This window comes from Arthrobacter sp. Hor0625 (assembly GCF_052567525.1).
Genome location: NZ_CP199586.1, coordinates 3,260,769 through 3,281,734, shown reverse-complemented (window position 1 = coordinate 3,281,734; position 20,966 = coordinate 3,260,769). Strand labels below are relative to the sequence as shown.

Genomic DNA, 20,966 nt, shown 5'->3' with positions numbered 1-20,966 from the left:
CATGTCCCTGCACCCGCTGACGGCCCTGACCGCGGCCTGTTGCGCCGCGGTCGTGACGACGGCGGCCGCCAGCTGGCCGCTGTCCGTCGCCGTGGCGCTGGCCGCCGCGCTGCTCGCCGCGCGTGCGGGCGTCGCAACGCGGGTGCTGGCGGCTGCCGGGGTCATCCTGGCGCCGCTTCTGCTGTCCCTGTTGGTGCTGCACGGCCTGTTCTTCCCGGAAGGGCACACCGTGCTGGCGCAGTGGGGGCCGGCCCGCGTCACCGCCGAAGGTCTGGGCTTCGCCCTGGAGCTGGGCTCGCGGACCGCCGCGTGCGTGCTGCTGCTCCTGCTCTTTTCCTTCACCGTCAGCGTCCCGGACCTGGTCACCGCCCTGGCCGCGCGGCGGATCCCTCCGCAATTCAGCTTCGTGCTCGCCTCCACACTGACGCTGGTCCCGGCCATGGCCGGACGGCTGGAGAAGATCCGGCAGGCCCAGGAGGCGCGCGGCCTGGTGGTCGGGCGCGGGTTGCGGTCCCGGGTGGCTGCGGCCAGGCTGCAGGCGGTGCCGCTGGTCCTCGGGCTGGTGGAGGATGCCGGCGCCAGGGCGCAGGCGCTGGACGCGCGCGGCTTCGGCATGCCGGGACCGCGGACCAGCTACCGGCAGTTGCAGGACCCGCCGGCGCAACGCCTCTTCCGCGCCGCGGCACTGCTCCTGGCCGCGGCCGCCGTGGTGCTGCGCCTGATGACTGCCTGGCCGACGGCGGTACCCTCGTGAGCGCTGTCTCCGCCCTGATCCGCGGCTTCAGCTACCACGGCGGCGCGGCCGCCGCGCTGCGGGACGTCCGGCTTGAGGTCCGGCCCGGGACCCTGACCGCCGTGGTCGGCGGCTCCGGCAGCGGCAAGAGCACGCTCGGCAAACTGCTCGCAGGCTGGTTGCGACCCGGCCACTCCGGCACCCTGCGCGGCGCCCTGTCCCTGGGCGCAGAACGCCTCGACTTCGAGGGCGGGAGCGGGGATCCGCGGATCAACCCCGCCTCCTGGTCCGCCCGGGTGGGCTATGTGCCGCAGGACGCCGCGGCCATCCTTTCGACCGTGCGTTCCACCGTGGCCGAAGAACTGGCCTTCGGCCTGGAAAACCGCGGTGTTCCCCGGCCCGAGATGATCCGGCAGGTAGCACGCGTCGCTGAACAGACGGGCCTGACCGGACTGCTGGAGCGGGACCCGGCGGCACTCTCCGGCGGAGAGCTGCGCCGGCTGGCGGTCGCCTGCGCGGTGATTGCCGGGCCCCAGGTGCTGGTCCTCGACGAACCACTGGCCTCCCTCGACGCAGCAGGGGCCAGCCGGCTCCGGGGGCTGGTGGACGGGCTGCTGGACGCCGGCACAGCCGTCGTGGTCCTGAGCCAGGCGGCGGACGAGCTGGTCCGCAGTGCCGGGCACTGGATCATCCTGGACGGAGGAACGGCCGTCGCGGAGGGCCATCCGGCCGAACTGGAGAAGGGCACGGTGCTTCGCAACGCGGGCGTCGTGGCGGAGGGTACGCTCGCCGGACCGCCGGTGCGCCTGCCCACAGCGGCCGCGGCGGTGCCGGCCGCTGCGTCGCCAGTCCTTGAACTGCAGGGGATCGGCTTCGGCTACGCGGGAGCCGGGACGCGCACCGGCAGACCAACAAAGGCATCGGCCCGGAAGGTGCCCGCGGCAGATCTCCTGCGGGACCTCGACCTGACCGTCAGAGCGGGGGAGATCGTCGCCATCACCGGGCCCAACGGCGCCGGGAAATCCACGCTGCTGCGCCACGTCAACGGACTGCTGCGGCCCCATACCGGCGACGTGCTCGTCGAAGGCCGCACCATCGCCGGCATTCCGACGGGGCGTATCGCCGCCTCGGTCGGGCTGCTGTTCCAGCAGCCGCGGGACCAGCTCTTTGAGCGGACCGTGCTGCGGGAGGTTGGCTTCGGACTGCGCCGCCTGGCCGGTTCACCCGAGGCGGCGGCCGGCCGGGCGCAGGAGGCGCTGGCCGCCGTCGGGCTTTCCGACGCCGCGCAGGCGCACCCGGCTGAACTGGCATCCTCCCGGCAGCGGTTGCTGGCCCTGGCCACGGTCCTGGCGCGCAGGCCGGCCGTCATCGCCCTGGACGAGCCCACCGTCGGCCTGGACCGCCACGGAATCGAAAGGCTGCAGCACGCCACCGCCGCCGCGGCAGCGCGGGGCGCCGGGGTCGTTCTGGTCACCCACGACCTCGCGTACGCCCGGGCCAACGCCCACCGTGTGCTCGCGCTCGACGGCGGGAGCCTCCGGGAGCTCTGACACGGGTTCTGACACGGAAACGCCGGCTACCGGCCAGCTACCGTCCGGCACGGTATGGTCCTTGGAGATTTCCCGCGCCCGAGCCGGGACCAACCGCCAGGAGGAAACGCCAATGAACCCCATAGCCGCGCAGATCGGAACCGTCTTCGTGCCGGTCAGCGATGTCGCGAGGGCCAGGGACTGGTACTGCTCCCTGCTTGGTGTCCCGGCGGACGGCGAGATCCTGTTCGGCCATCTCTACGTGCTGCCCATGCAGGGGGCCGGCCTGGTGCTGGACAGCAAAATCTTCGCACCGGACGCGGTGTTCCGGGTTCCTGCGTTCCACCTGAACACCTCTGACATCCACGCCGCGCACGCCCACCTGGCAGAACGGGGCGCGGAGGTCACGGAAATCCGCGACGGCCAGTGGTTCAACTTCAAGGACCCGGACGGCAACGTGCTGATGATCTGCCAGTGCTGACCGGGGAAGTCCCGCAGCGGCGGCACGGCTAGCACGCCAAAGCGCCGCCGTTCCTGCCTGTCGGCGGGAACGGCGGCGCTGTCGTGTCGGGCGAACAGACTGCTAGGCGGCCGGCTCGGACGCGACGCCCGGAGCCAGGAACTTCTTGCCATTGACCCGCTCGGAGGCGCCCACCCGGTCCAGGTACGGGGTGATGCCGCCGAGGAACATCGGCCAGCCCGCGCCGAGGATCATGCAGAGGTCAATGTCCTCCGGCCCGGCCACAACGCCTTCATTCAGCATCAGGCCGATCTCCTCCGCGAGGGCGTCCTGCGTGCGGCGCAGGACCTCTTCCCCGGTGGACGGGGAGTCTCCGAAGCTCATCAGGGCCAGGGTCTCCGCCGGGATGACCGGCTTGCCCGCCTTGACCGAGGCCGGATCCCAGATGGACTTAATGCCGTTGTCGATCAGCGCCTGCAGGTTGGTTGAAACCGTGAAGCGGTCGCCGAAGGCGGCGTGCAGGGACTCCTGCACGTGCTGGGCCACCGGCAGCCCGACCATGGCGCCGAGGGTGAACGGCGTCATCGGCAGGCCCATCGGCCGCAGCGCGTTGTCCGCCACGTCGGCCGGGGTGCCCTCGTCGAACGCCGCGGTCACTTCGCCCATCAGCCGCAGCAGGATCCGGTTGACCACGAACGCGGCGGCATCCTTGACCAGGACGGCGGACTTTTTGAGGCCCTTGGCCAGTTCGAACGCGGTGGCCAGCACGGCGTCGTCGGTCTTCGGAGCGCGGACGATCTCCAACAGCGGCATCACGGCTACCGGGTTGAAGAAGTGGAAGCCGACCAGGCGTTCGGGGTACTGCAGGTCCTCCGCCATGGCCGTGACCGAGAGCGAGGAGGTGTTGGTGGCAAGGATGCATTCAGGCGAGACGATCGCCTCAACCTCCTTGAACACCTGCTTCTTGACCCCGAGTTCCTCGAAGACGGCCTCGATCACGAAGTCGGCGTCGGCGAAGGCTTCCTTGGACACCGATCCGGTGACCAGGGCCTTGGTCCGGTTGGCCGCGTCCGGGCTGATCCGCTTCTTCGCCAGCAGCTTGTCCACCTCGGCGTGTACGTACTCCACGCCCTTGTCCACGCGGGCCTGGTCGATGTCCGTCATCACGACCGGCACCTTGAGCTGCCGGGCGAACAGCAGGGCCAGCTGGCTGGCCATCAGGCCGGCGCCGACGACGCCGATCTTCGTCACCGGACGGGCGAGCTTGCGGTCCGGAGCGCCGGCGGGGCGCTTGGAGCGGCGCTGCACCAGGTCCAGGAACGCGTAGACCGTGGAGCGGAACTCGTCGGTCTGCATCAGGTCCGCGAGCGTCTGGCATTCCAGCTCCGCGGATTCGGCCTGGGTCAGGGTGCGGTTGGCCTCCAGCACGTCCAGCACCTTGGCCGGTGCCGGGGACGCGTTGGAGGTCTTGGCCTCCACGAACGCCCGGCCGGCAGCGACGGACGCGGCCCAGCGCTCGGCAACTTCCGGGGCGGCGGCATCGACGGCGTTGGCGCGCGCGGGCGTCACGGTCCCGGCGATCACCTGCGCGGCCCAGGCCACGGACTGCTCGACGAAGTCGGCGGGTTCGAAGATCGCGTCCGCGACGCCGAGTTCGTAGGCCTGGGGGCCGGTCAGCGTGCGGTTGTTGCTCAGCGGGTTCTCAATCATCACCTTGACGGCGTTTTCCGGACCGATCAGCCGCGGCAGGATGTACACGCCGCCCCAGCCGGGGATCAGCCCGATAAAGGCTTCCGGCAGGGCCAGGGCGCCCGCCCCGGTGGAGACGGTGCGGTAGGTGGACTGCAGGGCGATTTCCAGTCCGCCGCCCAGGGCCAGGCCGTTGATGAACGCGAAGCTGGGGACGCCGAGGTTCGCCAGCGTGGCATAGACGTCGTGGCCGAGCTGCGCCATCCAGAGGCCCTGCTCGCGGCCGCTGACGGACTTGACCGTGGACAGGTCAGCGCCGGCGACCAGGAAGTACGGCTTGCCGGTCACGCCGACGCCGACGATCTCACCGCGCGCGGCACGGTCCCGCAGCCCCTCGAGCACGGTGCCGAGCTCGATCAGGGTGTTCGGGCCCAGGGTGGTGGGCTTGGAGTGGTCCAGGCCGTTGTCCAGGGTGACCAGCGCGAAGGTGCCCGGGCTCGTGCCGTTCACGGCGGGGAGCTCGATGTCCTGGACGTAGGAGTGCGTCACGGTCTCGTTCGGAAACAGCTCGGCAAGCTTGTGGAAATCGGCGGCGCTCATGCTGCGGCTCCAGTCTCGGTGGTGTAGTCGGTGCCGTAGTCGGCGTGGTGCGGGTTTTCCCAGATGACGGTGGCGCCCATGCCCAGGCCAATGCACATGGTCGTCATGCCGAAGCGGACCGACGGGTCCTCTTCGAACTGGCGGGCCAGCTGGTTCATCAGCCGGACGCCGGAGGAGGCCAGCGGGTGTCCGACGGCGATCGCGCCGCCGTAGCGGTTGACCCGCGGGTCGTCGTCGGCGATGCCGAAGTGGTCAAGGAAGCTCAGGACCTGGACGGCGAAGGCCTCGTTGATTTCGAACAGGCCGATGTCCTCGATGCCGAGCCCGGCGTTTTTCAGGGCCTTCTCGGTGGCCGGGACGGGGCCGATGCCCATGACTTCCGGCTCGACACCGGCGAAGGCGTAGCCGACCAGGCGCATCTTGACCGGCAGGCCGAGTTCCTCGGCGGCGTCGGCGGAGGCCAGGAGGGCCGCGGTGGCGCCGTCGTTGAGGCCGGCGGCGTTGCCGGCGGTGACACGGCCATGGGCGCGGAAGGGGGTGCGCAGGGACGCCAAATCCTCCACCGAGGTGCCCGGGCGCGGCGGCTCGTCCACGGTGTTCACAGTCCAGCCCTGGCCCGGCTTCATGGTGGCGACGGGGACCAGGTCCGGCTGGATCTGGTCCTTGGCGTAGGCGGCGGCGAGCTTGTCCTGGGAGGCGACGGCGTAGGCGTCGGTGCGTTCCTTGGTGATGGCGGGGAAGCGGTCGTGCAGGTTCTCCGCGGTGTTGCCCATGTTCAGGGCGGCCGGGTCGACGATCCGTTCGGACATGAAGCGCGGGTTCGGGTCGGCGCCGGCTCCCATCGGGTGGTTGCCCATGTGCTCGACGCCGCCGGCGATGACGACGTCGTAGGCGCCGAAGCCGATGCCGCTGGCGGTGGTGGTCACGGCGGTCATGGCGCCGGCGCACATCCGGTCGATGGCGAAGCCGGGAACGGTGCGCGGCAGGCCGGCCAGCAGGGCGGCGGTGCGGCCGATGGTCAGGCCCTGGTCCCCGGTCTGGGTGGTGGCGGCGATGGCCACCTCGTCGATGCGCTCCGCTGGCAGCGACGGGTTGCGGCGCATCAGTTCGCGGATGCACTTGACCACGAGGTCATCGGCGCGGGTTCCGGCGTAGATGCCCTTCTCGCCGGCGCGGCCGAACGGGGTGCGGACGCCGTCGACGAAGACGACGTCGCGGACGCTGCGGTTCCGTCCGCCGGCGGGCGTCGCGGTGGTGGTTTTCCCGCTGGGACTGGCTTGGCTCACGTGTAACTCCTCATTGAGACAGGGGCGCCGGATCCGGGCCCGCGGGCTTGGCGGGACCGGAGGATCCAGGCGGCATCTCCAGCTATGTTACCCGCGGGTAACTTAGCTGGCAAGGAGTGTCGGACGGCGGCGGGGCGGCCTCAGGGGGCCGGGTCGGCCGCGGCTGCCCGGGGTTCCTTGACCGGCAGCGGTTCCGGGTTGAGGAAGGCGTCGGCGATCAGCGTTGCGGTGAGCTGGATCTGCCACTGCCGGGCGCCCAGGTTCTGCAGTTCCTCGGCGATGCCTTCCTCGCTGATTTCCGCCGGCGGACGCCAGGCCACGCGGCGCAGGTAGTCGGGGGTCAGCAGGTTTTCGACCGGCAGGTTCAGTTCCTCGGCCAGGGCCTGCAGCTTGGGCCGCGCCGTGGCGAGCCGGGCGGCGGCCTCCGGATCCCGGTCCGCCCAGACGCGCGGCGGCGGGGGAGCGTTGGTGGCCAGGTGCAGCGGCGGCAGGTCCTCGAGGCTGCGGGCGGCGCTGATGCAGCGCAGCCAGCGCGGTGCTTCGCGCTGCGCGGCCCGGCCGTGGAAGCCCTTGGTGCCGAGCAGCTGCGGCACGGTGCCCGGCATCGCCTTGGCGGCGGCCACCAGGGCGGAATCGGGAATCAGCCGGCCGGGGGCGACGTCGCGCTTTTGGGCCAGCGCGTCGCGCTCCAGCCAGAGTTCCCGGACCGCGGCCAGCTGGCGGCGGTCCCGGATCTGGTGCAGCCCCGAGGTTTTGCGCCACGGGTCCACGCGCGGGGGAGCCACACCGGCCTCGAGGATCGCGGCGAATTCCTGCTCCGCGTACTCGAGCTTGCCGTCTGCGGTGAGCAGCTCGATCAGCTCTTCGCGGAGCTCGGTGAGGACCTCGACGTCGAGCGCCGCGTAGCGCAGCCAAGGTTCGGGCAAGGGCCGGGTGGACCAGTCCGCGGCGGAGTGTTCCTTGGCCAGGCCGAAGCCGAGGAGTTGTTCGATGACGGCGGCCAGGCCGACGCGGGGCAGGCCGGCCAGGCGGGCGGCGAGTTCGGTGTCAAAGAGCTTGTCCGGCCACATGCCGAGCTCGGAAAGGCAGGGCAGGTCCTGGGTGGCCGCATGCAGGATCCATTCGACGCCGCGCAGGGCATCGTTGATGATGCGCAGGTCCCCGAAGGGCTCCGGGTCGATCAGCCAGGTGCCGGCACCCTCGCGCCGGATCTGGACCAGGAAGGCGCGCTGGCCGTAGCGGAACCCTGACGCGCGTTCCGCGTCGACGCCGGCGGGGCCGTGTCCGGCGGCCAGGGCCGCGGCGCAGCGCTCCAGTCCCGCCTGGGTTTCGATAACAAGCGGGACGCCGTCGCGGGGAGCATCAAGGTCGATGACCTCGGGGACCAGGCTGTCGAAGCCTTCCACCGTGATGTGGGCCGTGGTGTCGGCAGCTCCAGCTGCGCCGGGGGAGCTGGCGGGGACGGTGCCGGCCGTGGTGGTTTCCGGGTTATGAGGGGTCATGGTGCCTCCAGTTTACCGGCGGCGCGGCAGTGCCGTGACGCCGTCGGGCAGGGGAGGCAGTCCGGCGAAGGTGCAGACCATGTCCGACCACGCCTCCAGGTGGGCGGTGATGTCCCGCCCGGCCGGCGTCCACGAGGCGCGCAGTTCGATGTCGATGGTGCCGGGCCGGTCGGCCAGCGAGCCGAAGCTCTCCGAAAGGACCCGGGTGGCGGTTCCGCCCGCCGAGCGGTATTCGGCGGCGTGGTTGTCCAGGGCTTCCACCAGCCAGGTCCAGGCCACGGAGCCGAGCATTTCGTCGTTGCCCATGTCCGGTTCCAGCTGGGCGCGGATGTAGGTGACGATCCGGAATTCGCCGTCCCAGACCGCAGAGCCCTCCGGGTCGTGGAGCAGGATGAAGCGGCCGGTGGCGAGTTCGACGTCGTCGCTGCCGGCCGCCGGGGCCAGCGCGGCGGCGGCCGGCCCGTGGACCGAACCCGGCAGTCCGCCCGCGACTACCACTTCGGCGCCCAGCGCCACCGCGAACGGCGCCAGCCGGGCCGGGGTCGGGATCTCGTCGAGGCGCAGCTCGGCCCGGACCCGTGCCTTTCGCAGGGTTTCCAGCGCGAAGCGGAAATCCGGGGGAACCTGGTCGAGTGCGTTCACAGTGACAGGGTATGCACGGCCGACCCCCGGCCCCGGCAGGCTCGCCGCCGGGCCGGGGCGGGCCCGGGGCTAGCCGGCCGCGAGCTCCCGCTTGATGGCGGCGATGAAGGAATCAACGTCTTCCTCGGTGGTGTCGAAGGAGCACATCCAGCGCACTTCGCGGGCCGCTTCGTTCCAGTCGTAGAAGCGGAAGGACTTTCGCAGCCGGTCCGCGACGCCGGCGGGCAGCACCGCGAAGACGCCGTTGGATTCGGTCTTCTGGCTCAGCTCCACGCCCGGGATCGACTCGACGCCGGCGCGCAGCCGGGCGGCCATGGCGTTGGCGTGCGTGGCCGAACGCAGCCACAGGTCGCCCTCGAGCAGGGCGATGAACTGCGCGGACATGAAGCGCATCTTGGAGGCCAGCTGCATGTTCATCTTGCGCAGGTAGACCAGGCCGTGGGCGGCCTCCGGGTTCAGGGCCACCACGACCTCGCCGAAGAGCAGGCCGTTCTTGGTACCCCCGAAGGAGAGGATGTCGACGCCGGCGTCGCGGGTGAAGGCGCGCAGCGGCACGCCCAGGTGCGCGGCGGCGTTGGCGAGGCGGGCGCCGTCCATGTGCAGCTTCATGCCCTTGGCGTGGACATGCTCCGCAATGGCGCGGACCTCCTCGGGGGTGTAGCAGGTGCCCAGTTCGGTGGTCTGGGTGATGGAGACTGCCAGCGGCTGGGCGCGGTGCTCGTCACCCCAGCCCCAGGCCTCCTGGTCGATCAGCGCCGGGGTGAGTTTGCCGTCGGGGGTGGGGACCTGCAGGAGCTTGATCCCGCCGATGCGTTCCGGTGCACCGTTCTCGTCCATGTTGATGTGGGCCGTGGAGGCGCAGACCACGGCGCCCCAGCGGGGCAGGAGGGACTGCAGGGCCAGGACGTTCGCGCCGGTGCCGTTGAAGACCGGGAAGCACTCGATGCCGGTGCCGAAGTGCTGCTCCATCAGCTGCTGCAGGCGGGCGGTGTAGTCGTCCTCGCCGTAGGCGACCTGGTGGCCCTCGTTGGCGGCGGCCAGGGCCGCGAGCACCTCGGGGTGCACGCCGGAGTAGTTGTCCGAGGCGAAGCCCCGAACGGACGGGTCGTGGAGCCGGGCCGGGGCCGTGCTCGCCGTGCTTGCTGGGACGGTGGTGGTTTCGACCGTGGTCGTCATCGCTTTGCTCACGCTTTCAGTCTAGAGAGGTGCCGGTTCATCGGCTAAGTGGCAGCCGGCGGCCGTTCAGTTCGGCGGCCGGTGTCCCGAACAGCCCGACGGCGGCCGCCGCAAGGTCCTCGACGTCGGTGAAGCCGGGGAACTTGCGTTCGGGGGAGGCTGCGCGCATGGCGTCGTCCACGAGGGCCTTGACCACGAAGATCACCGCGGCGCTGTGCTGCTCCACGGGCTCCTCCTTGTGTCCGGACTGGGCGCGCCGGAAGCCCTCCGCGACCGCCAGGGTCCAGGCCTCCGCGGCGGCCTTGGCGGCGGCGTACGTGGCGCCGGCCGCCGTGGGGTTGGCCACCGCGGTGGAGGAGACGATGGCCAGGCGTCCCGTGCCGGAGGCGGCGAGGTCGTCGTAGAAGGCCCGGCTGACGTTGCGGAGGGTGGTGACGGCGTTGCGCGCCAAAAAGTCCCAGTCCTCGTCGCTTTGGTCCGCGATGCCCTTCGCGCCGCGCCAGCCGCCAACGAGGTGGATGACGCCGTCGACGCCCCCGGTCCCCTCCAGCAGATCCGCGTGGAGCCCGCGGACCGCTTCCGGGTCCGCGAGGTCGCAGGTCAGCGGCACCACGCCGGCGCCGGCGGCCGCGGCGGCCGACTCAATCCGGGCGGCGTCGGACCCCACGGTAAAGACCGCGTGGCCGGCGCCCCGGAGGGCGCGGGCCACGGCGATCCCCGACGGGCTGCTGCCGCCGGCTACCAGGATGTTGAGGGCGCCGCCGCTCATCCGGCGTTCAGTGCAGCGTTGGAGCTGCCCGTGTCGGACGTGCCCGTGATCCCCGCGGTGGACTCGATTACGCTGCGCATCTTCTTCTCCAGCGCCTCATAGAACATGGAGAGCGGGAACTCGTCGTCCATCACCTGGTCGGTCAGGCCGCGCGGCGGGCCATCCAGCGGCAGCGCGTCCGGGCCCTTCGCCCAGACCGACGCCGGGTGCGGCGTGACGGTGCCGGAGATCAGTTCGTAGGCGGCCAGCCAGTGGGCGGTCTTGGGGCGGTCGATCGAGCGCCAGTAGAGTTCCTCGATCTTGGCGCCGAGCTCCACCACGACGTCGGCAACCTCGTCCCAGTCGATGCTGAGCTTGCTGTCGGTCCAGTGCAGCACGTGGTGCTGGTGCATCCAGGCGAAGAGCAACTGGCCGCCGAGGCCGTCGTAGTTGCGCACGCGGCTGCCGGTGATGGCGAAGCGGAAGATGCGGTCGAAGATGACGGCGTACTGCACCAGCTTGGCGTGCCGGCGGGCCTCCGGGTCGGCGTCCTCGTCCTTTTCGATCTTCACAGATTCGCGGAACGCGGTGAGGTCGCAGCGCAGTTCCTCGAGCGAGTACAGGAAGAAGGGCATCCGCTGCTTGATCATGAACGGGTCGAAGGGCAGGTCGCCGCGCATGTGGGTGCGGTCGTGGATGAGGTCCCACATGACGAAGGTTTCCTGCGTCAGTTCCTGGTCCTCGAGCAGGGCTGCGGCGTCCTCGGGCAGCTGCAGGGAGGTGATGTCCGCCGCGGCGCGCAGGACGCGGCGGAAACGGGCGGCCTCGCGGTCGGCGAAGATGGCGCCCCAGGTGAAGGTGGGGGTCTCGCGGACAGCCACGGTCTCCGGGAAGAGCACCGCGGAGTTTGTGTCATATCCGGGGGTGAAGTCCAGGAAGCGGATCGGCACGAAGAGCTTGTTGGAGTATTCGCCCGCCTCCAGGCCGTCGATGAACTCGGGCCAGATCACTTCGATCAGCACGGCCTCGACCAGGCGGTTGCTGCTGCCGTTCTGGGTGTACATCGGGAAGACCACGAGGTGCTGCAGGCCGTTGACCCGGTGCTGCTGCGGCGCGAACGCCTGCAGGGAATCCAGGAAGTCGGGAACGCCGAAACCGCCGTCGGACCAGCGGGCGAAGTCGGTGACCAGGAGTTCGAGGTAGCGGGCATCGTGCGGGAACGACGGCGCCAGTGCCGCGATAGCCTCGGTGATGGTGGTGACGTGGGCCGCGGCGGCGCTGTGGTCGGCGGCCTCCGGTACGGAACCGTCCTGGGCCTGGAGGGCCTGCAGGGCCGTGGCGGCGGCCTTGAGCCGCTGCCATTCCGGGCTGGCGGCGGTGATCGGGGCGGGGGCGGTGAGGGCGGTCGTGGTCATCGTCGGTCGCCTTTCTGGTTGCTGGAAACGTCTAAGGCGAGCGTAACAAGCAACCAGAACCGCTAACTCAAAAACGGAGTAAGCGTAAGAAACTCTGGGTCATTGACGTGTCCGCGACCACGCCAGACCCAGCCCCACCGCGGGCTGGCCTAAGCCTCCGCGTCAGGAGCCGCGGCCTCCGCCGCGGGAACGAGCCGCAGCGATACGGAGTTGATGCAGTAGCGCTGGTCCGTTGGCGTGCCGTAGCCCTCGCCCTCGAAAACGTGGCCCAGGTGTGAATCGCAGGCCGCGCAGCGGACCTCGATGCGCTCCATACCCAGGCTGCGGTCGTGGATGTAGCGCACGGTGCCGTCCGCCAGCGGTGCCCAAAAGGAGGGCCAGCCGCAGTGCGAATCGAACTTTTCCCGGCTGGTGAACAGCTCGCTGCCGCAGGCCCGGCACTGGTAGACGCCTTCGGTGTGGGTGTCCCAGTATTCGCCGGTGTAGGGACGTTCCGTGCCGGCCTGGCGCAGCACGTGGTATTCCTCCGGGGTGAGCTCTTCACGCCACTGCTCGTCGGTCTTGGCCGCCGCGGCGGGGCTGCCGGCGTCGGCCGCACCTGCGGCGGTGCCGGGGAGGGCGACGGACGGGTGCTTGGGTTTGTTGCCGAAAATACTCATGACTTCATCAACGCCTAGGAATCCCCGATAAATCCCGACCCGGCGTACAGGTGCAGGACCGGAACCCCGAGCTTGTCCTGGGCCTCGTTGGCCCAGTCGGTGTGGAAAGTGTCGGCGACCGCGTGCGGCCGGGTGATCACCACGGCCTGGCTGGCGTTGAGTTCCCGGACCTTGGCGACCAGCCCGTCCACGGCCTTGCCCTCAACGACCTCGCCCGTGACGCCGCCACCCAGGCCGCCGAGCGTGGCCAGCGAGGTGGCCAGGGTTTCGGCTGCTGCCGTCCGCTCCTCGGCCGGGTCCGGATGCCGGGCGGTCAGCTCGCGGAACGCCTTGGCGATCTCCAGCAGGGAAAGGTTCTCGAGGAAGTCCACCAGCAGGTGCCGCTCGGTGTTGGCCGGGACCAGCACCACCAGCGGCGCGTCGCCGTCGGCCACCAGGGTGGCGATGTTGACGCGGTCGTCCGCGCCGAGGGGCTCTTCTGTCAGGATGACGATTGGGTCGCTCATGCCCTAAGCCTAGTCCCCGCACCGCCGGCGCCGCACGGCCAGGCGCGGCGGGCCCGGTGCGGTGGTTGGACACGCGTGCGGTAAGAATGGACCATGGCATCCATTCCGCGCCTGGCCCCGCCGCCGCGCAACCCCGCCGCCCGTTCAGCCGGCCCCGCTGCCGCCCTCGCAACTGCGCGCGCAACGGGCCGCCCGGCCGCGCTCCCGACCGTCCGATCCGACCAGGGCTCGGGCAGTGCCCGGTGGGCCCTGGGCGGCATCCTCGGCGGCGGTGCGGCGGCCAGCCTGCTGGCCGCCGGCTCCTCGGCGCTGGCCCTGTACTTTGCCCGCCGCGTCATCACGCCGGTGCGGGTGCGGGAGGAAGACCAGGAGATCCTGGCGGTCATCCGCGACGGCCGCCGGCAGCAGGTCATCCTCAAGGCGACCATGGACTCCACGGTGGAGGGCGTCTACGGCCTGTTCTTCGACGGCGGCCGCGGACACGCCCGGCTGGGCCGGGTGGTGTCCTATTCGCCGGCCGAGCAGACGGTGCTGCGCGAGGTCGAGGAGGTCTACAGCGGCGACCTCACCAGCGCTCGGCGCGGCTACTGGAGCGGCGCGGTCCATCCCGACCCGGCTGCCCTCGGGCTGCCCTACGAGGACGTGGAGATCGAGGTCGACGGCGGCACGGCGCCCGCGTGGTTTGTACCGGCAGCGCCGTCGGACGGGAAACCGGCCCCGAACATCTGGGCCATCATGGTGCACGGGCGCGGCGCCACGCGCCAGGAGGGCCTCCGGGCGGTCCGGGTGGCCCGGGACCAGGGCCTGTCCAGCCTGCTGATCTCCTACCGCAACGACGGACTGGCGCCCTCGGCCGAGGACGGCCGCTACGGCCTGGGCTCCACCGAGTGGCGCGACGTCGAGGCCGCGATCGGCTACGCCCTGGACCACGGCGCCACCGAGGTGGTCCTGTTCGGCTGGTCCATGGGCGGGGCGATCTGCCTGCAGACGGCTGACCTGTCCCGGTACCACCACCTGATCCGGGCGATGGTGCTCGACGCCCCGGTGATCGACTGGGTCAACGTGCTGGCACACCACGCCCAGCTGAACCGGATCCCGTCCGCCGTCGGACGCTACGGGCAACTGATGATGAGCCACCCGCTGGGCCGCCGGCTGACCGGACTGGCCGCCCCGGTGGACCTCAAGGCGATGGACTGGGTCTCCCGGGCCGTGGAACTGCGGACACCCACGCTGATCCTGCACTCGGTCGACGACGAATACGTCCCCTACGGCCCGTCCGCGGCGCTGGCGGAGAAGAACCCCGAGATGGTGACCTTCGAGGCCTTCGCGACCGCACGGCATACCAAGGAGTGGAACGTGGAGCCGGATCGCTGGGAGTCGCTCGTCAGCGCCTGGCTCCGGCAGCAGCTGGCACCTCGCCCCACCCCGGCAGGCTAACCAACCCCCGGAACCCAGCGCGAACGTACAGTTGCGACCCTTCAGGGAGCGCGAACGTACAGTTGCGGCTCCGCGGGAAGCGCGAACGTACAGTTGAGGCCCCAATCCCCGTGGGAAAAGGGCCTGAAGTGTACGTTCGCGCTCAGCGGTGGCGGGTGCTGATCCTGGCCGTGGTGGCAGCGGTCAGCCGGACCAGGTCCGCGGGGCTGAGCTCCAGGTCGAGCCCGCGCCGGCCGCCGGAAACCAGGATCGTCTCCAGCGTTAGCGCGCTCTCGTCCAGCACGGTGGGGGAGGGCTGGCGCTGCCCCAGCGGGGAGATGCCGCCGAGCACATACCCGGTGCGGCGCTGCGCCGTCGCCGGGTCCGCCATGGCTGCTTTCTTGCCGCCCACCGCGGCGGCCATCGCTTTGAGGTCAAGGTTTCCGCTGACCGGGACGACGCCGACCGCCAGGTGCCCGTCGACGTCGACCATGAGCGTTTTGAAGACCCGGGCGGGGTCGATGCCCAGCACCTCGGCGGCTTCCAGACCGTAGCTGGGCGCGGCGGGGTCGTGGCTGTAGGGATGGGCGACGAAAGACACCCCGGCTGCCGCGAGTGCCGCAGTGGCCGGGGTGCCCTGGGATGCCTGTTTGCGGGCCATGCCGCTGCCTAGCCCTGCTGCGGCAGTTCGGCGACCTTGCGCTTGATCCGGCCGAGCATCGCCGTCATGCCGCGCATCCGCAGCGGCGTGATGGCCCGGGTCAGGCCCAGTTGTTCGGGCATGTCGTCGGGGACGGCCAGGATCTCGGCCGGGCTCAGCCCGTCGAGCCCCTCATGCAGTACGCCGGCGAAACCGCGGGTCGTGGGCGCCTCGGGCGGAGCCTTGAAGAACAGCCGCACCCGCTCGGCCGAGCCGGCTGGCTGCCCGTCACCGGGCTCCGTCTCGATGGTCAGGAACAGCGGCGACTGGCACTCCACCACCTGCTCCATCAGCTCCGGGTGGTCCTGCAGCCGGGCCGGGGGATCGGGCAGCTCGCGGGAGAATTCCAGCAACAGCTGCAGCCGCTCGGCTTCTTCGAGGGCCTGGAAGTCATCAACGATTTCCGCCAGCGCGGCGGGGAGGGCAGAGGTAGTCATCTGTTCCAGTTTACTTGCCGGCCGGGACGGTGCCGCGGTCGGCGCCCTTGACGATCGGCACCCGGACGGCGTTGCCCCACTCGGTCCAGGAGCCGTCGTAGTTCCGGACGCTGTCGAAGCCCAGCAGGTACTTCAGGGCGAACCAGGTGTGGCTGGACCGTTCGCCGATCCGGCAGTAAGCCACGACGTCGTCGCCCGGCGTCAGCCCGGCCTCGTCCAGGTAGAGCGCCTCGAGTTCGGTCCGGTCGCGGTAGGTGCCGTCCTCCGCGGCGGCACGGGCCCACGGAATCGATGCGGCGGTCGGGATGTGGCCGCCGCGCAGGGCGCCCTCTTCCGGATAGGCGGGCATGTGCGTGCGCTGGCCGGTGTATTCCTCGGCCGAGCGGACGTCGATGAGCGGCTTGCCAAGGTGGGCCAGGACGTCGTCCTTGAACGCGCGGATCGGGGCATCGTTGCGCTCCACCACCGGGTACTCGCCGGGAGTCACGGCGGGCTTGTCCGTGGTGAGCGGGCGGCCCTCGGCGATCCACTTGTCGCGGCCGCCGTCGAGCAGCCGGACGTCCTCGTGGCCGAACAGCGTGAAGACCCACAGCGCGTACGCGGCCCACCAGTTCGACTTGTCGCCGTAGATGACGACCGTGCTGTCCCGGGAAATGCCCTTGGCCGCGGCCAGGGCGGCGAACGCCGCGCCGTCCACATAGTCGCGGGTGACCTCGTCGTTCAGGTCGGTGTGCCAGTCGATCTTGACGGCCCCCGGGATATGGCCGGTCTCGTAGAGCAGCACGTCCTCGTCGGACTCGACCAGCACCAGCTTCCCGCCGTCGAGCGCGCCGGCATCCAGCGCCGCGGCGAGCCACTCGGTGGAGACCAGGCGTTCGGGGTGGGCGTAGGCGGCGAATTTCTCGTTCTGCTCAACGGGGTAGGGCATGGGGCTGGCCTTTCACTGGGCGGTCGGGAGGCCGGGCCGTGGCTGCTGCGCGGCGACGGGCCTGTTACAACACTAGCCACGCGGCGCCGGGATTGCTCCACCGGGTACTTAGACAGAAATATGGCCTTCGTCACGTCGATGGCGCCGCCCGGAAGCGGGCGGGCCCATTGCCGGTATCCTTTCTGGGGACACGAGACCAGCAGAACGGACCACCTTGGTACAGATCGAACAGCTTGCCGCCAGAACGCCGGCGGTTTCCGTCGATGAACTCCTCAACGGGTTTTATCCGTCACCGCGGTTCGGCGAGGTGTCCTTTGCCAGCTACCGGCCGGATCCCGCGCAGCCGAGCCAGTCCCACGCCGTGCACGCGCTGCAGAGTTTCGCCGCCGGCGTCGGCTCCCGCGATGGTGAGGGGCTGTTCAAGCGGCTGTTCGGCAAAAAGCAGGAGTCCCGCGCGGGCATCTACCTCGACGGCGGCTTCGGCGTCGGCAAGACTCACCTGCTGGCCTCGCTCTGGCACGCGGCGCCGGGCCCCAAGGCGTTCGGCACCTTCGTGGAGTACACCAACCTGGTCGGGGCGCTGTCCTTCCGCAAGACGGTCGAGGCGCTGAGCCACTACAAGCTCGTGTGTATCGATGAGTTCGAACTCGACGACCCGGGTGACACGGTGCTGATGTCCCGGCTGATGCGCGAACTGGCCGACGCCGGAGTGAAGCTCGCGGCCACGTCCAATACGCTGCCGGGCTCTCTCGGTGACGGACGCTTCGCCGCCGTCGACTTCCAGCGCGAAATCCAGGTGCTGGCCGACCAGTTCGACGTCGTCCGGATCGACGGCGAGGACTTCCGCCACCGCGGGCTGCCCAAGGCGCCCGCGCCGCTGCGCAACGACGAACTCACCCACCACATGCAGGCGGAGTTCGACGGCAAGACGGTCGCCAAGGACGAGTTCAGCACCCTGATCAACCACCTCGCCGGCGTCCACCCGAGCCGCTACCGCCAGCTGATCGACGGGATCGACGGCGTCGTCTGGCGCAACGTGGAGACCATCACCGAACAGGCCGTGGCGCTGCGCTTCGTCGTGCTCGCTGACCGGCTCTACGACAAGGACGTGCCGATCCTGGCCAGCGGCGTGCCCTTCGATCAGCTCTTCACCGAGGAAATGATGACCGGCGGGTACATGAAGAAGTACTTCCGTGCCGTCTCCCGCCTCACCGCCCTGGCCCGCGAGGGCCAGAACCACGAGCCGTCATAGGCCCTTGATCGGGCACCTTGCGGTTCACCGGGAGGCGGGCATCGCGATGACAACGCTGCCCCTTTTGTGCCCTGTTTCGACGTGGGCGTGTGCCGAAGCGCCTCCGTCCAGGTCGTAGGTCTTGTCGATGACCGGAGCGTAGTTCCCGTCCGCGGCCAGATCGCCGATGAACCGCACGTCGTTAGCCATGGCGTCCGGCTTCCTGAGTCCGGTGAACATGATGCCTGCCTTGGTCCTGCCGACCAGCGGCGTCAGGAGCGCCCACAGCAGGACGGGAAGGGAGGGCACAGTCGTGAGGTATGTGCCGCCAGGCTTCAGGATTTTCCGGCACCGGGAGTAGGAGCTTTTGCCGACGGCGTCGAAGACTACGTCGTACTTTTCTGCAGTGTCGGTGAACTCCTCAATGGTGTAATCAATCACTGCATCAGCACCCAGGGACTCCACCAGCGCAAGGTTGGCGGTGCTGCAAACCGCCGTAACGTGGGCGCCGAAGTGTTTCGCGAGCTGAACGGCGGCTGAGCCGACAGCGCCGGACGCGCCGTTGACAAGGATGAACTGACCGGGCTGCAGATGTGCAGCATCCCTCAGGAACGGCAGGGCGGTGAGGGCGCCGTCGAGGATCGCCACGGCATCTGTGGCCGGGAGGCCGGCCCGCCGTGGTGCAATAACGCCGTCTTCGGAAACGCTGACATATTCGGCATGGGCGCCGAGGCCGGGGCCGACCGACCCCATGACCGGATCGCCGACACGGTACTTGGTCACGGCGTCTCCGATCGCCTGCACTTCGCCGGCGAAGCCTGTTCCCAGGATCGCGAAGCGGGGCCGCACCAGGCCGAAGTAGAGCCGGGCGACAGGGTCCGCGCCCCGGCGTGCCGTGGCCTCCGCCCCGGAAACGACGCTCGCGTGATTGCGGATCAGTACCTCGTGGCTTCCCGGTACGGGCGTGGTGACTTCCTCAACGCGCACGACCTCTGGTCCACCGTAGGTGCGGCTGGTGATTGCCTGCATGCTGCTCTCCTGCATTCTCGATGCAACCGGTGCGACGGATGGGTTGCTGACCTGGCCGTGCGTGGCCGCACGGAATGTGTACAGCGTACGCGCGAGAGCGTACGCTGTACACTACTTTTCGGAGAGATTTTCGGGGGACCAAGCTGAGAAGAGGACTGCCATGGCGGGCATTTCGGTCAGCGGCGAGGAGCGTAACCAGCCCCTCAGCCGGGAGCGCATCGTGCGTTCGGCAATCCGGCATGCCGACCGGGCGGGGCTGGAGGCGCTTACGATGCGCCAGGTCGCCAAGCTGCTGGGCGCGGCACCCATGGCCCTCTATCGCCACGTCTCAAACAGGGATGACCTTATTGACGCCATGATCGACGTCGTCTTCGGTGAGATTTCGATTCCCCGTGGCCGGATCGGGTGGAAGCTGGCCATGCGGGAACGCGCCCTCTCGCTGTACGAGGCTTTGGCCCGGCACCGGTGGGCGATCGGCCTGATGGAGTCCCGACGGCGCCCCGGCCCCGCCAACTTGCGGCACCACGACGCGGTCATCGGCACGCTGCGCGAGGCGGGTTTTGCCATCGATGCAGTGGCCCACGCATACTCCGTGCTGGACGGCTATATCTACGGTTTTGCCCTCACGAAGATGACCTTGCCGTTCGATACATCAGCCGAAGCCGACGCCATGGCACAGGACATGTTCGACCCGTTTCCCGCCAACGAATACCCGCACCTGGCGGAGTTTGTCACCGGGCACGTCCTCAAGCCCGGCTACGACTATGCCGAAGAATTCGAGTACGGCCTGGACGTGGTCCTGAACGGCCTGGAACAGGCGCTGGCGACGGGCCATTCGGGCTGACCCGTCCCGGTGCGCTTCGTGCCGGGGCGTCCGTGCGGCATCCCACCGATTCGCCGCGGTTCAGCCGCGGCTTAAACGACGAAGGTGCCGGCGCCGCCTCTCGGCGGGACCGGCACCTCGCTGACGTACCTGGGTCAGAGGCCCTGCTGCCGGGGTTCCCCGGCGACTGGGGGCACATCCGCGACGTGCGGCTCTGCGGCGGGGGCCGTTGCCGGCCGGCCGTTCGCGTTGTCGACGTAGTCGGAGGCGCCACGCTGGACGGTATCGACCTTATCGGCGTACTTTCCGCCGGTCTTCGAATCGACGAAATCACCCGCCTTTTCGATGCCGTCCTTGATGGCCTGCTCGTTGCCACCAATCAGATGCTGAGCCTTGCCCTTAAGATCGTCAATTAAACCCACGGGCACCTCCCTTCAGTCGCGGAGCCAGATCGCTCCTAGCACTTCCGATGCTAACCGCCGGGCCGGAGCCTGCCAAGGGAATACGCCCAGAGGAGAAAGACCCGGGGGTCGGCGGTGGCAATATGCCTGGTGCGGGGCCCGCGGCGGGCGGCCGGGGGAGAGGTCGCCGGGAAATGAAAAAAGCAGCTCCCGGGGGAGCTGCTCTCTTGGTGGGCGATACTGGGATCGAACCAGTGACCTCTTCCGTGTCAGGGAAGCGCGCTACCGCTGCGCCAATCGCCCGCAACCGGAAGGATCCGGAGTGGAATTGTTGAAACAAGAGAGCGGACGACGAGATTCGAACTCGCGACATCCACCTTGGCAAGGTGGTGCTCTACCAGCTGAGCTACGTCCGCATTTAGTCCATTCCGGCTATGCCGGCGGTACTGGATCAAGCAAGTTGCCTTGCTTTGGTGGGCGATACTGGGATCGAACCAGTGACCTCTTCCGTGTCAGGGAAGCGCGCTACCGCTGCGCCAATCGCCCCTATGCATCCGGGGTAAACCGGAAACCAGGGTTTTCACCGAGGTGGGTACGGGATTCGAACCCGTGTATACGGCTTTGCAGGCCGCTGCCTCGCCTCTCGGCCAACCCACCGTGTAAGCAGGATTCCGAAGAATCCATCTGCCGTGACAGTGTCCTGCGAGCGGACGACGAGATTCGAACTCGCGACATCCACCTTGGCAAGGTGGTGCTCTACCAGCTGAGCTACGTCCGCAGCGTTGGCTGCGATTTTCCTGCCGCAATCGGCATTTCCTCGCGTTCCAACGAGTAAGAACTCTATAGGAGGTTCAGGGAACTTACAAATCGGGCCCCCGCCGGTCGCCCCGGACCCCGCTGCTTCCCTGCAATCTAGCGGATTCTGCTAATTACAGGTGTGTAATTCGGAGCCCCGCCGAGGGGTGTTGGATAGCGAGGACCCCGACGCCGGCGCGCGCCGGGCCGCGTGGTCCTGATCGCCAGGCAGGCGTGGCCTGAGTGCGGTCACGTGCAGGG

General features: G+C 69.5%; 20 protein-coding genes and 5 tRNA genes. 6 read left to right on the top strand and 19 right to left on the bottom strand.

Annotation, left to right across the window (positions count from 1 at the left end; genetic code table 11):
• The first annotated feature begins 1 nt into the window (after nucleotide 1).
• The 3 genes from ACTWLI_RS15110 to ACTWLI_RS15100 all read left to right on the top strand — a co-directional run bounded on the left by ACTWLI_RS15110 (nucleotide 2) and on the right by ACTWLI_RS15100 (nucleotide 2,743).
• Nucleotides 2-754 (top strand): energy-coupling factor transporter transmembrane component T, encoded by a 753-nt coding sequence (locus ACTWLI_RS15110; protein ID WP_445154577.1) that lies wholly within the window; start codon nucleotides 2-4, stop codon nucleotides 752-754.
• Nucleotides 751-2,283, top strand: a complete 1,533-nt coding sequence (locus ACTWLI_RS15105) for an ABC transporter ATP-binding protein (RefSeq protein ID WP_445154576.1) — start codon at nucleotides 751-753, stop codon at nucleotides 2,281-2,283. Before ACTWLI_RS15110 ends, ACTWLI_RS15105 begins: the two co-directional genes overlap by 4 nt.
• Before the next feature lie 112 nt (nucleotides 2,284-2,395).
• Nucleotides 2,396-2,743, top strand: coding sequence for a VOC family protein (locus ACTWLI_RS15100; RefSeq protein WP_445154575.1), 348 nt, complete (start codon nucleotides 2,396-2,398; stop codon nucleotides 2,741-2,743).
• Nucleotides 2,744-2,845: 102 nt separating this feature from the next.
• Here ACTWLI_RS15100 and ACTWLI_RS15095 read toward each other — a convergent pair whose 3' ends face one another.
• The 9 genes from ACTWLI_RS15095 to ACTWLI_RS15055 form a co-directional block, all read right to left on the bottom strand.
• The gene (locus tag ACTWLI_RS15095) at nucleotides 2,846-5,011 is read right to left on the bottom strand and encodes a 3-hydroxyacyl-CoA dehydrogenase NAD-binding domain-containing protein (protein ID WP_445154574.1); all 2,166 of its coding nucleotides are present in this window, start codon (nucleotides 5,009-5,011) and stop codon (nucleotides 2,846-2,848) included.
• On the bottom strand, nucleotides 5,008-6,297 hold the full coding sequence (locus ACTWLI_RS15090; protein ID WP_445154573.1) for a thiolase family protein: 1,290 nt from the start codon (nucleotides 6,295-6,297) through the stop codon (nucleotides 5,008-5,010). Before ACTWLI_RS15090 ends, ACTWLI_RS15095 begins: the two co-directional genes overlap by 4 nt.
• Before the next feature lie 140 nt (nucleotides 6,298-6,437).
• A complete protein-coding gene (locus tag ACTWLI_RS15085) occupies nucleotides 6,438-7,799 on the bottom strand; it encodes an HRDC domain-containing protein (RefSeq protein ID WP_445154572.1) in 1,362 nt (453 codons plus the stop codon).
• A gap of 12 nt (nucleotides 7,800-7,811) precedes the next feature.
• On the bottom strand, nucleotides 7,812-8,441 hold the full coding sequence (locus ACTWLI_RS15080; RefSeq protein ID WP_445154571.1) for a DUF3000 domain-containing protein: 630 nt from the start codon (nucleotides 8,439-8,441) through the stop codon (nucleotides 7,812-7,814).
• 69 nt (nucleotides 8,442-8,510) lie between these two features.
• On the bottom strand, nucleotides 8,511-9,617 hold the full coding sequence (locus tag ACTWLI_RS15075) for a threonine aldolase family protein (protein ID WP_445156205.1): 1,107 nt from the start codon (nucleotides 9,615-9,617) through the stop codon (nucleotides 8,511-8,513).
• Between the two features lie 37 nt (nucleotides 9,618-9,654).
• Nucleotides 9,655-10,386, bottom strand: coding sequence for an SDR family NAD(P)-dependent oxidoreductase (locus ACTWLI_RS15070; RefSeq protein WP_445154570.1), 732 nt, complete (start codon nucleotides 10,384-10,386; stop codon nucleotides 9,655-9,657).
• Nucleotides 10,383-11,780, bottom strand: coding sequence for a DUF6421 family protein (locus ACTWLI_RS15065; protein ID WP_445154569.1), 1,398 nt, complete (start codon nucleotides 11,778-11,780; stop codon nucleotides 10,383-10,385). The genes ACTWLI_RS15070 and ACTWLI_RS15065 overlap by 4 nt, the downstream gene beginning before the upstream one ends.
• Before the next feature lie 149 nt (nucleotides 11,781-11,929).
• A complete protein-coding gene (gene msrB, locus ACTWLI_RS15060) occupies nucleotides 11,930-12,439 on the bottom strand; it encodes a peptide-methionine (R)-S-oxide reductase MsrB (RefSeq protein ID WP_445154568.1) in 510 nt (169 codons plus the stop codon).
• Between the two features lie 14 nt (nucleotides 12,440-12,453).
• Complete coding sequence (locus tag ACTWLI_RS15055) at nucleotides 12,454-12,945, bottom strand: hypothetical protein (RefSeq protein ID WP_445154567.1); 492 nt, start codon at nucleotides 12,943-12,945, stop codon at nucleotides 12,454-12,456.
• A 93-nt stretch (nucleotides 12,946-13,038) separates the two neighbouring features.
• Between ACTWLI_RS15055 and ACTWLI_RS15050 the strand changes: the two genes are divergently transcribed.
• Nucleotides 13,039-14,382 (top strand): alpha/beta hydrolase family protein, encoded by a 1,344-nt coding sequence (locus ACTWLI_RS15050; protein WP_445154566.1) that lies wholly within the window; start codon nucleotides 13,039-13,041, stop codon nucleotides 14,380-14,382.
• 142 nt (nucleotides 14,383-14,524) lie between these two features.
• On the opposite strand, the gene ybaK is transcribed toward ACTWLI_RS15050, so the two are convergent.
• From ybaK to ACTWLI_RS15035, 3 genes are read right to left on the bottom strand one after another with little or no spacing between them, the layout of a single operon-like run.
• Complete coding sequence (gene ybaK / locus ACTWLI_RS15045; RefSeq protein WP_445154565.1) at nucleotides 14,525-15,022, bottom strand: Cys-tRNA(Pro) deacylase; 498 nt, start codon at nucleotides 15,020-15,022, stop codon at nucleotides 14,525-14,527.
• Nucleotides 15,023-15,030: 8 nt separating this feature from the next.
• On the bottom strand, nucleotides 15,031-15,498 hold the full coding sequence (locus tag ACTWLI_RS15040; protein ID WP_445154564.1) for a SufE family protein: 468 nt from the start codon (nucleotides 15,496-15,498) through the stop codon (nucleotides 15,031-15,033).
• Nucleotides 15,499-15,508: 10 nt separating this feature from the next.
• On the bottom strand, nucleotides 15,509-16,426 hold the full coding sequence (locus tag ACTWLI_RS15035) for a sulfurtransferase (protein ID WP_445154563.1): 918 nt from the start codon (nucleotides 16,424-16,426) through the stop codon (nucleotides 15,509-15,511).
• A gap of 214 nt (nucleotides 16,427-16,640) precedes the next feature.
• Here ACTWLI_RS15035 and zapE point away from each other — a divergent pair, with 214 nt between their 5' ends.
• A complete protein-coding gene (zapE, locus tag ACTWLI_RS15030) occupies nucleotides 16,641-17,678 on the top strand; it encodes a cell division protein ZapE (protein WP_445154562.1) in 1,038 nt (345 codons plus the stop codon).
• Nucleotides 17,679-17,702: 24 nt separating this feature from the next.
• Here the strand turns inward: zapE and ACTWLI_RS15025 are convergent, their stop codons facing one another.
• The gene (locus ACTWLI_RS15025) at nucleotides 17,703-18,686 is read right to left on the bottom strand and encodes an NAD(P)-dependent alcohol dehydrogenase (RefSeq protein WP_445154561.1); all 984 of its coding nucleotides are present in this window, start codon (nucleotides 18,684-18,686) and stop codon (nucleotides 17,703-17,705) included.
• Nucleotides 18,687-18,846: 160 nt separating this feature from the next.
• On the opposite strand from ACTWLI_RS15025, the gene ACTWLI_RS15020 reads away from it, so the two are divergent.
• Nucleotides 18,847-19,530, top strand: a complete 684-nt coding sequence (locus ACTWLI_RS15020) for a TetR/AcrR family transcriptional regulator (RefSeq protein WP_445154560.1) — start codon at nucleotides 18,847-18,849, stop codon at nucleotides 19,528-19,530.
• 134 nt (nucleotides 19,531-19,664) lie between these two features.
• On the opposite strand, the gene ACTWLI_RS15015 is transcribed toward ACTWLI_RS15020, so the two are convergent.
• The 6 genes from ACTWLI_RS15015 to ACTWLI_RS14990 form a co-directional block, all read right to left on the bottom strand.
• Nucleotides 19,665-19,931, bottom strand: coding sequence for an antitoxin (locus ACTWLI_RS15015; protein WP_445154559.1), 267 nt, complete (start codon nucleotides 19,929-19,931; stop codon nucleotides 19,665-19,667).
• 207 nt (nucleotides 19,932-20,138) lie between these two features.
• Nucleotides 20,139-20,213, bottom strand: a tRNA-Val gene (locus tag ACTWLI_RS15010).
• Between the two features lie 40 nt (nucleotides 20,214-20,253).
• Nucleotides 20,254-20,326: transfer RNA gene (locus ACTWLI_RS15005), tRNA-Gly, on the bottom strand.
• Between the two features lie 55 nt (nucleotides 20,327-20,381).
• Nucleotides 20,382-20,456, bottom strand: a tRNA-Val gene (locus ACTWLI_RS15000).
• Between the two features lie 40 nt (nucleotides 20,457-20,496).
• A tRNA-Cys gene (locus ACTWLI_RS14995) sits at nucleotides 20,497-20,567 on the bottom strand.
• Between the two features lie 48 nt (nucleotides 20,568-20,615).
• Nucleotides 20,616-20,688 (bottom strand) — tRNA-Gly (locus tag ACTWLI_RS14990).
• Nucleotides 20,689-20,966 lie beyond the last annotated feature (278 nt).

Coding starts and splice junctions, on each gene's coding strand:
- ACTWLI_RS15070 (WP_445154570.1), bottom strand. CDS start 10,386: ATGAGCGGCGGCGCCCTCAACATCCTGGTAGCCGGCGGCAGCAGCCCG.
- msrB (WP_445154568.1), bottom strand. CDS start 12,439: ATGAGTATTTTCGGCAACAAACCCAAGCACCCGTCCGTCGCCCTCCCC.
- ACTWLI_RS15065 (WP_445154569.1), bottom strand. CDS start 11,780: ATGACCACGACCGCCCTCACCGCCCCCGCCCCGATCACCGCCGCCAGC.
- ACTWLI_RS15100 (WP_445154575.1), top strand. CDS start 2,396: ATGAACCCCATAGCCGCGCAGATCGGAACCGTCTTCGTGCCGGTCAGC.
- ACTWLI_RS15035 (WP_445154563.1), bottom strand. CDS start 16,426: ATGCCCTACCCCGTTGAGCAGAACGAGAAATTCGCCGCCTACGCCCAC.
- ACTWLI_RS15050 (WP_445154566.1), top strand. CDS start 13,039: ATGGCATCCATTCCGCGCCTGGCCCCGCCGCCGCGCAACCCCGCCGCC.
- ACTWLI_RS15020 (WP_445154560.1), top strand. CDS start 18,847: ATGGCGGGCATTTCGGTCAGCGGCGAGGAGCGTAACCAGCCCCTCAGC.
- ACTWLI_RS15075 (WP_445156205.1), bottom strand. CDS start 9,617: ATGACGACCACGGTCGAAACCACCACCGTCCCAGCAAGCACGGCGAGC.
- ACTWLI_RS15095 (WP_445154574.1), bottom strand. CDS start 5,011: ATGAGCGCCGCCGATTTCCACAAGCTTGCCGAGCTGTTTCCGAACGAG.
- ACTWLI_RS15110 (WP_445154577.1), top strand. CDS start 2: ATGTCCCTGCACCCGCTGACGGCCCTGACCGCGGCCTGTTGCGCCGCG.
- ACTWLI_RS15085 (WP_445154572.1), bottom strand. CDS start 7,799: ATGACCCCTCATAACCCGGAAACCACCACGGCCGGCACCGTCCCCGCC.
- ACTWLI_RS15025 (WP_445154561.1), bottom strand. CDS start 18,686: ATGCAGGCAATCACCAGCCGCACCTACGGTGGACCAGAGGTCGTGCGC.
- ACTWLI_RS15040 (WP_445154564.1), bottom strand. CDS start 15,498: ATGACTACCTCTGCCCTCCCCGCCGCGCTGGCGGAAATCGTTGATGAC.
- ybaK (WP_445154565.1), bottom strand. CDS start 15,022: ATGGCCCGCAAACAGGCATCCCAGGGCACCCCGGCCACTGCGGCACTC.
- ACTWLI_RS15055 (WP_445154567.1), bottom strand. CDS start 12,945: ATGAGCGACCCAATCGTCATCCTGACAGAAGAGCCCCTCGGCGCGGAC.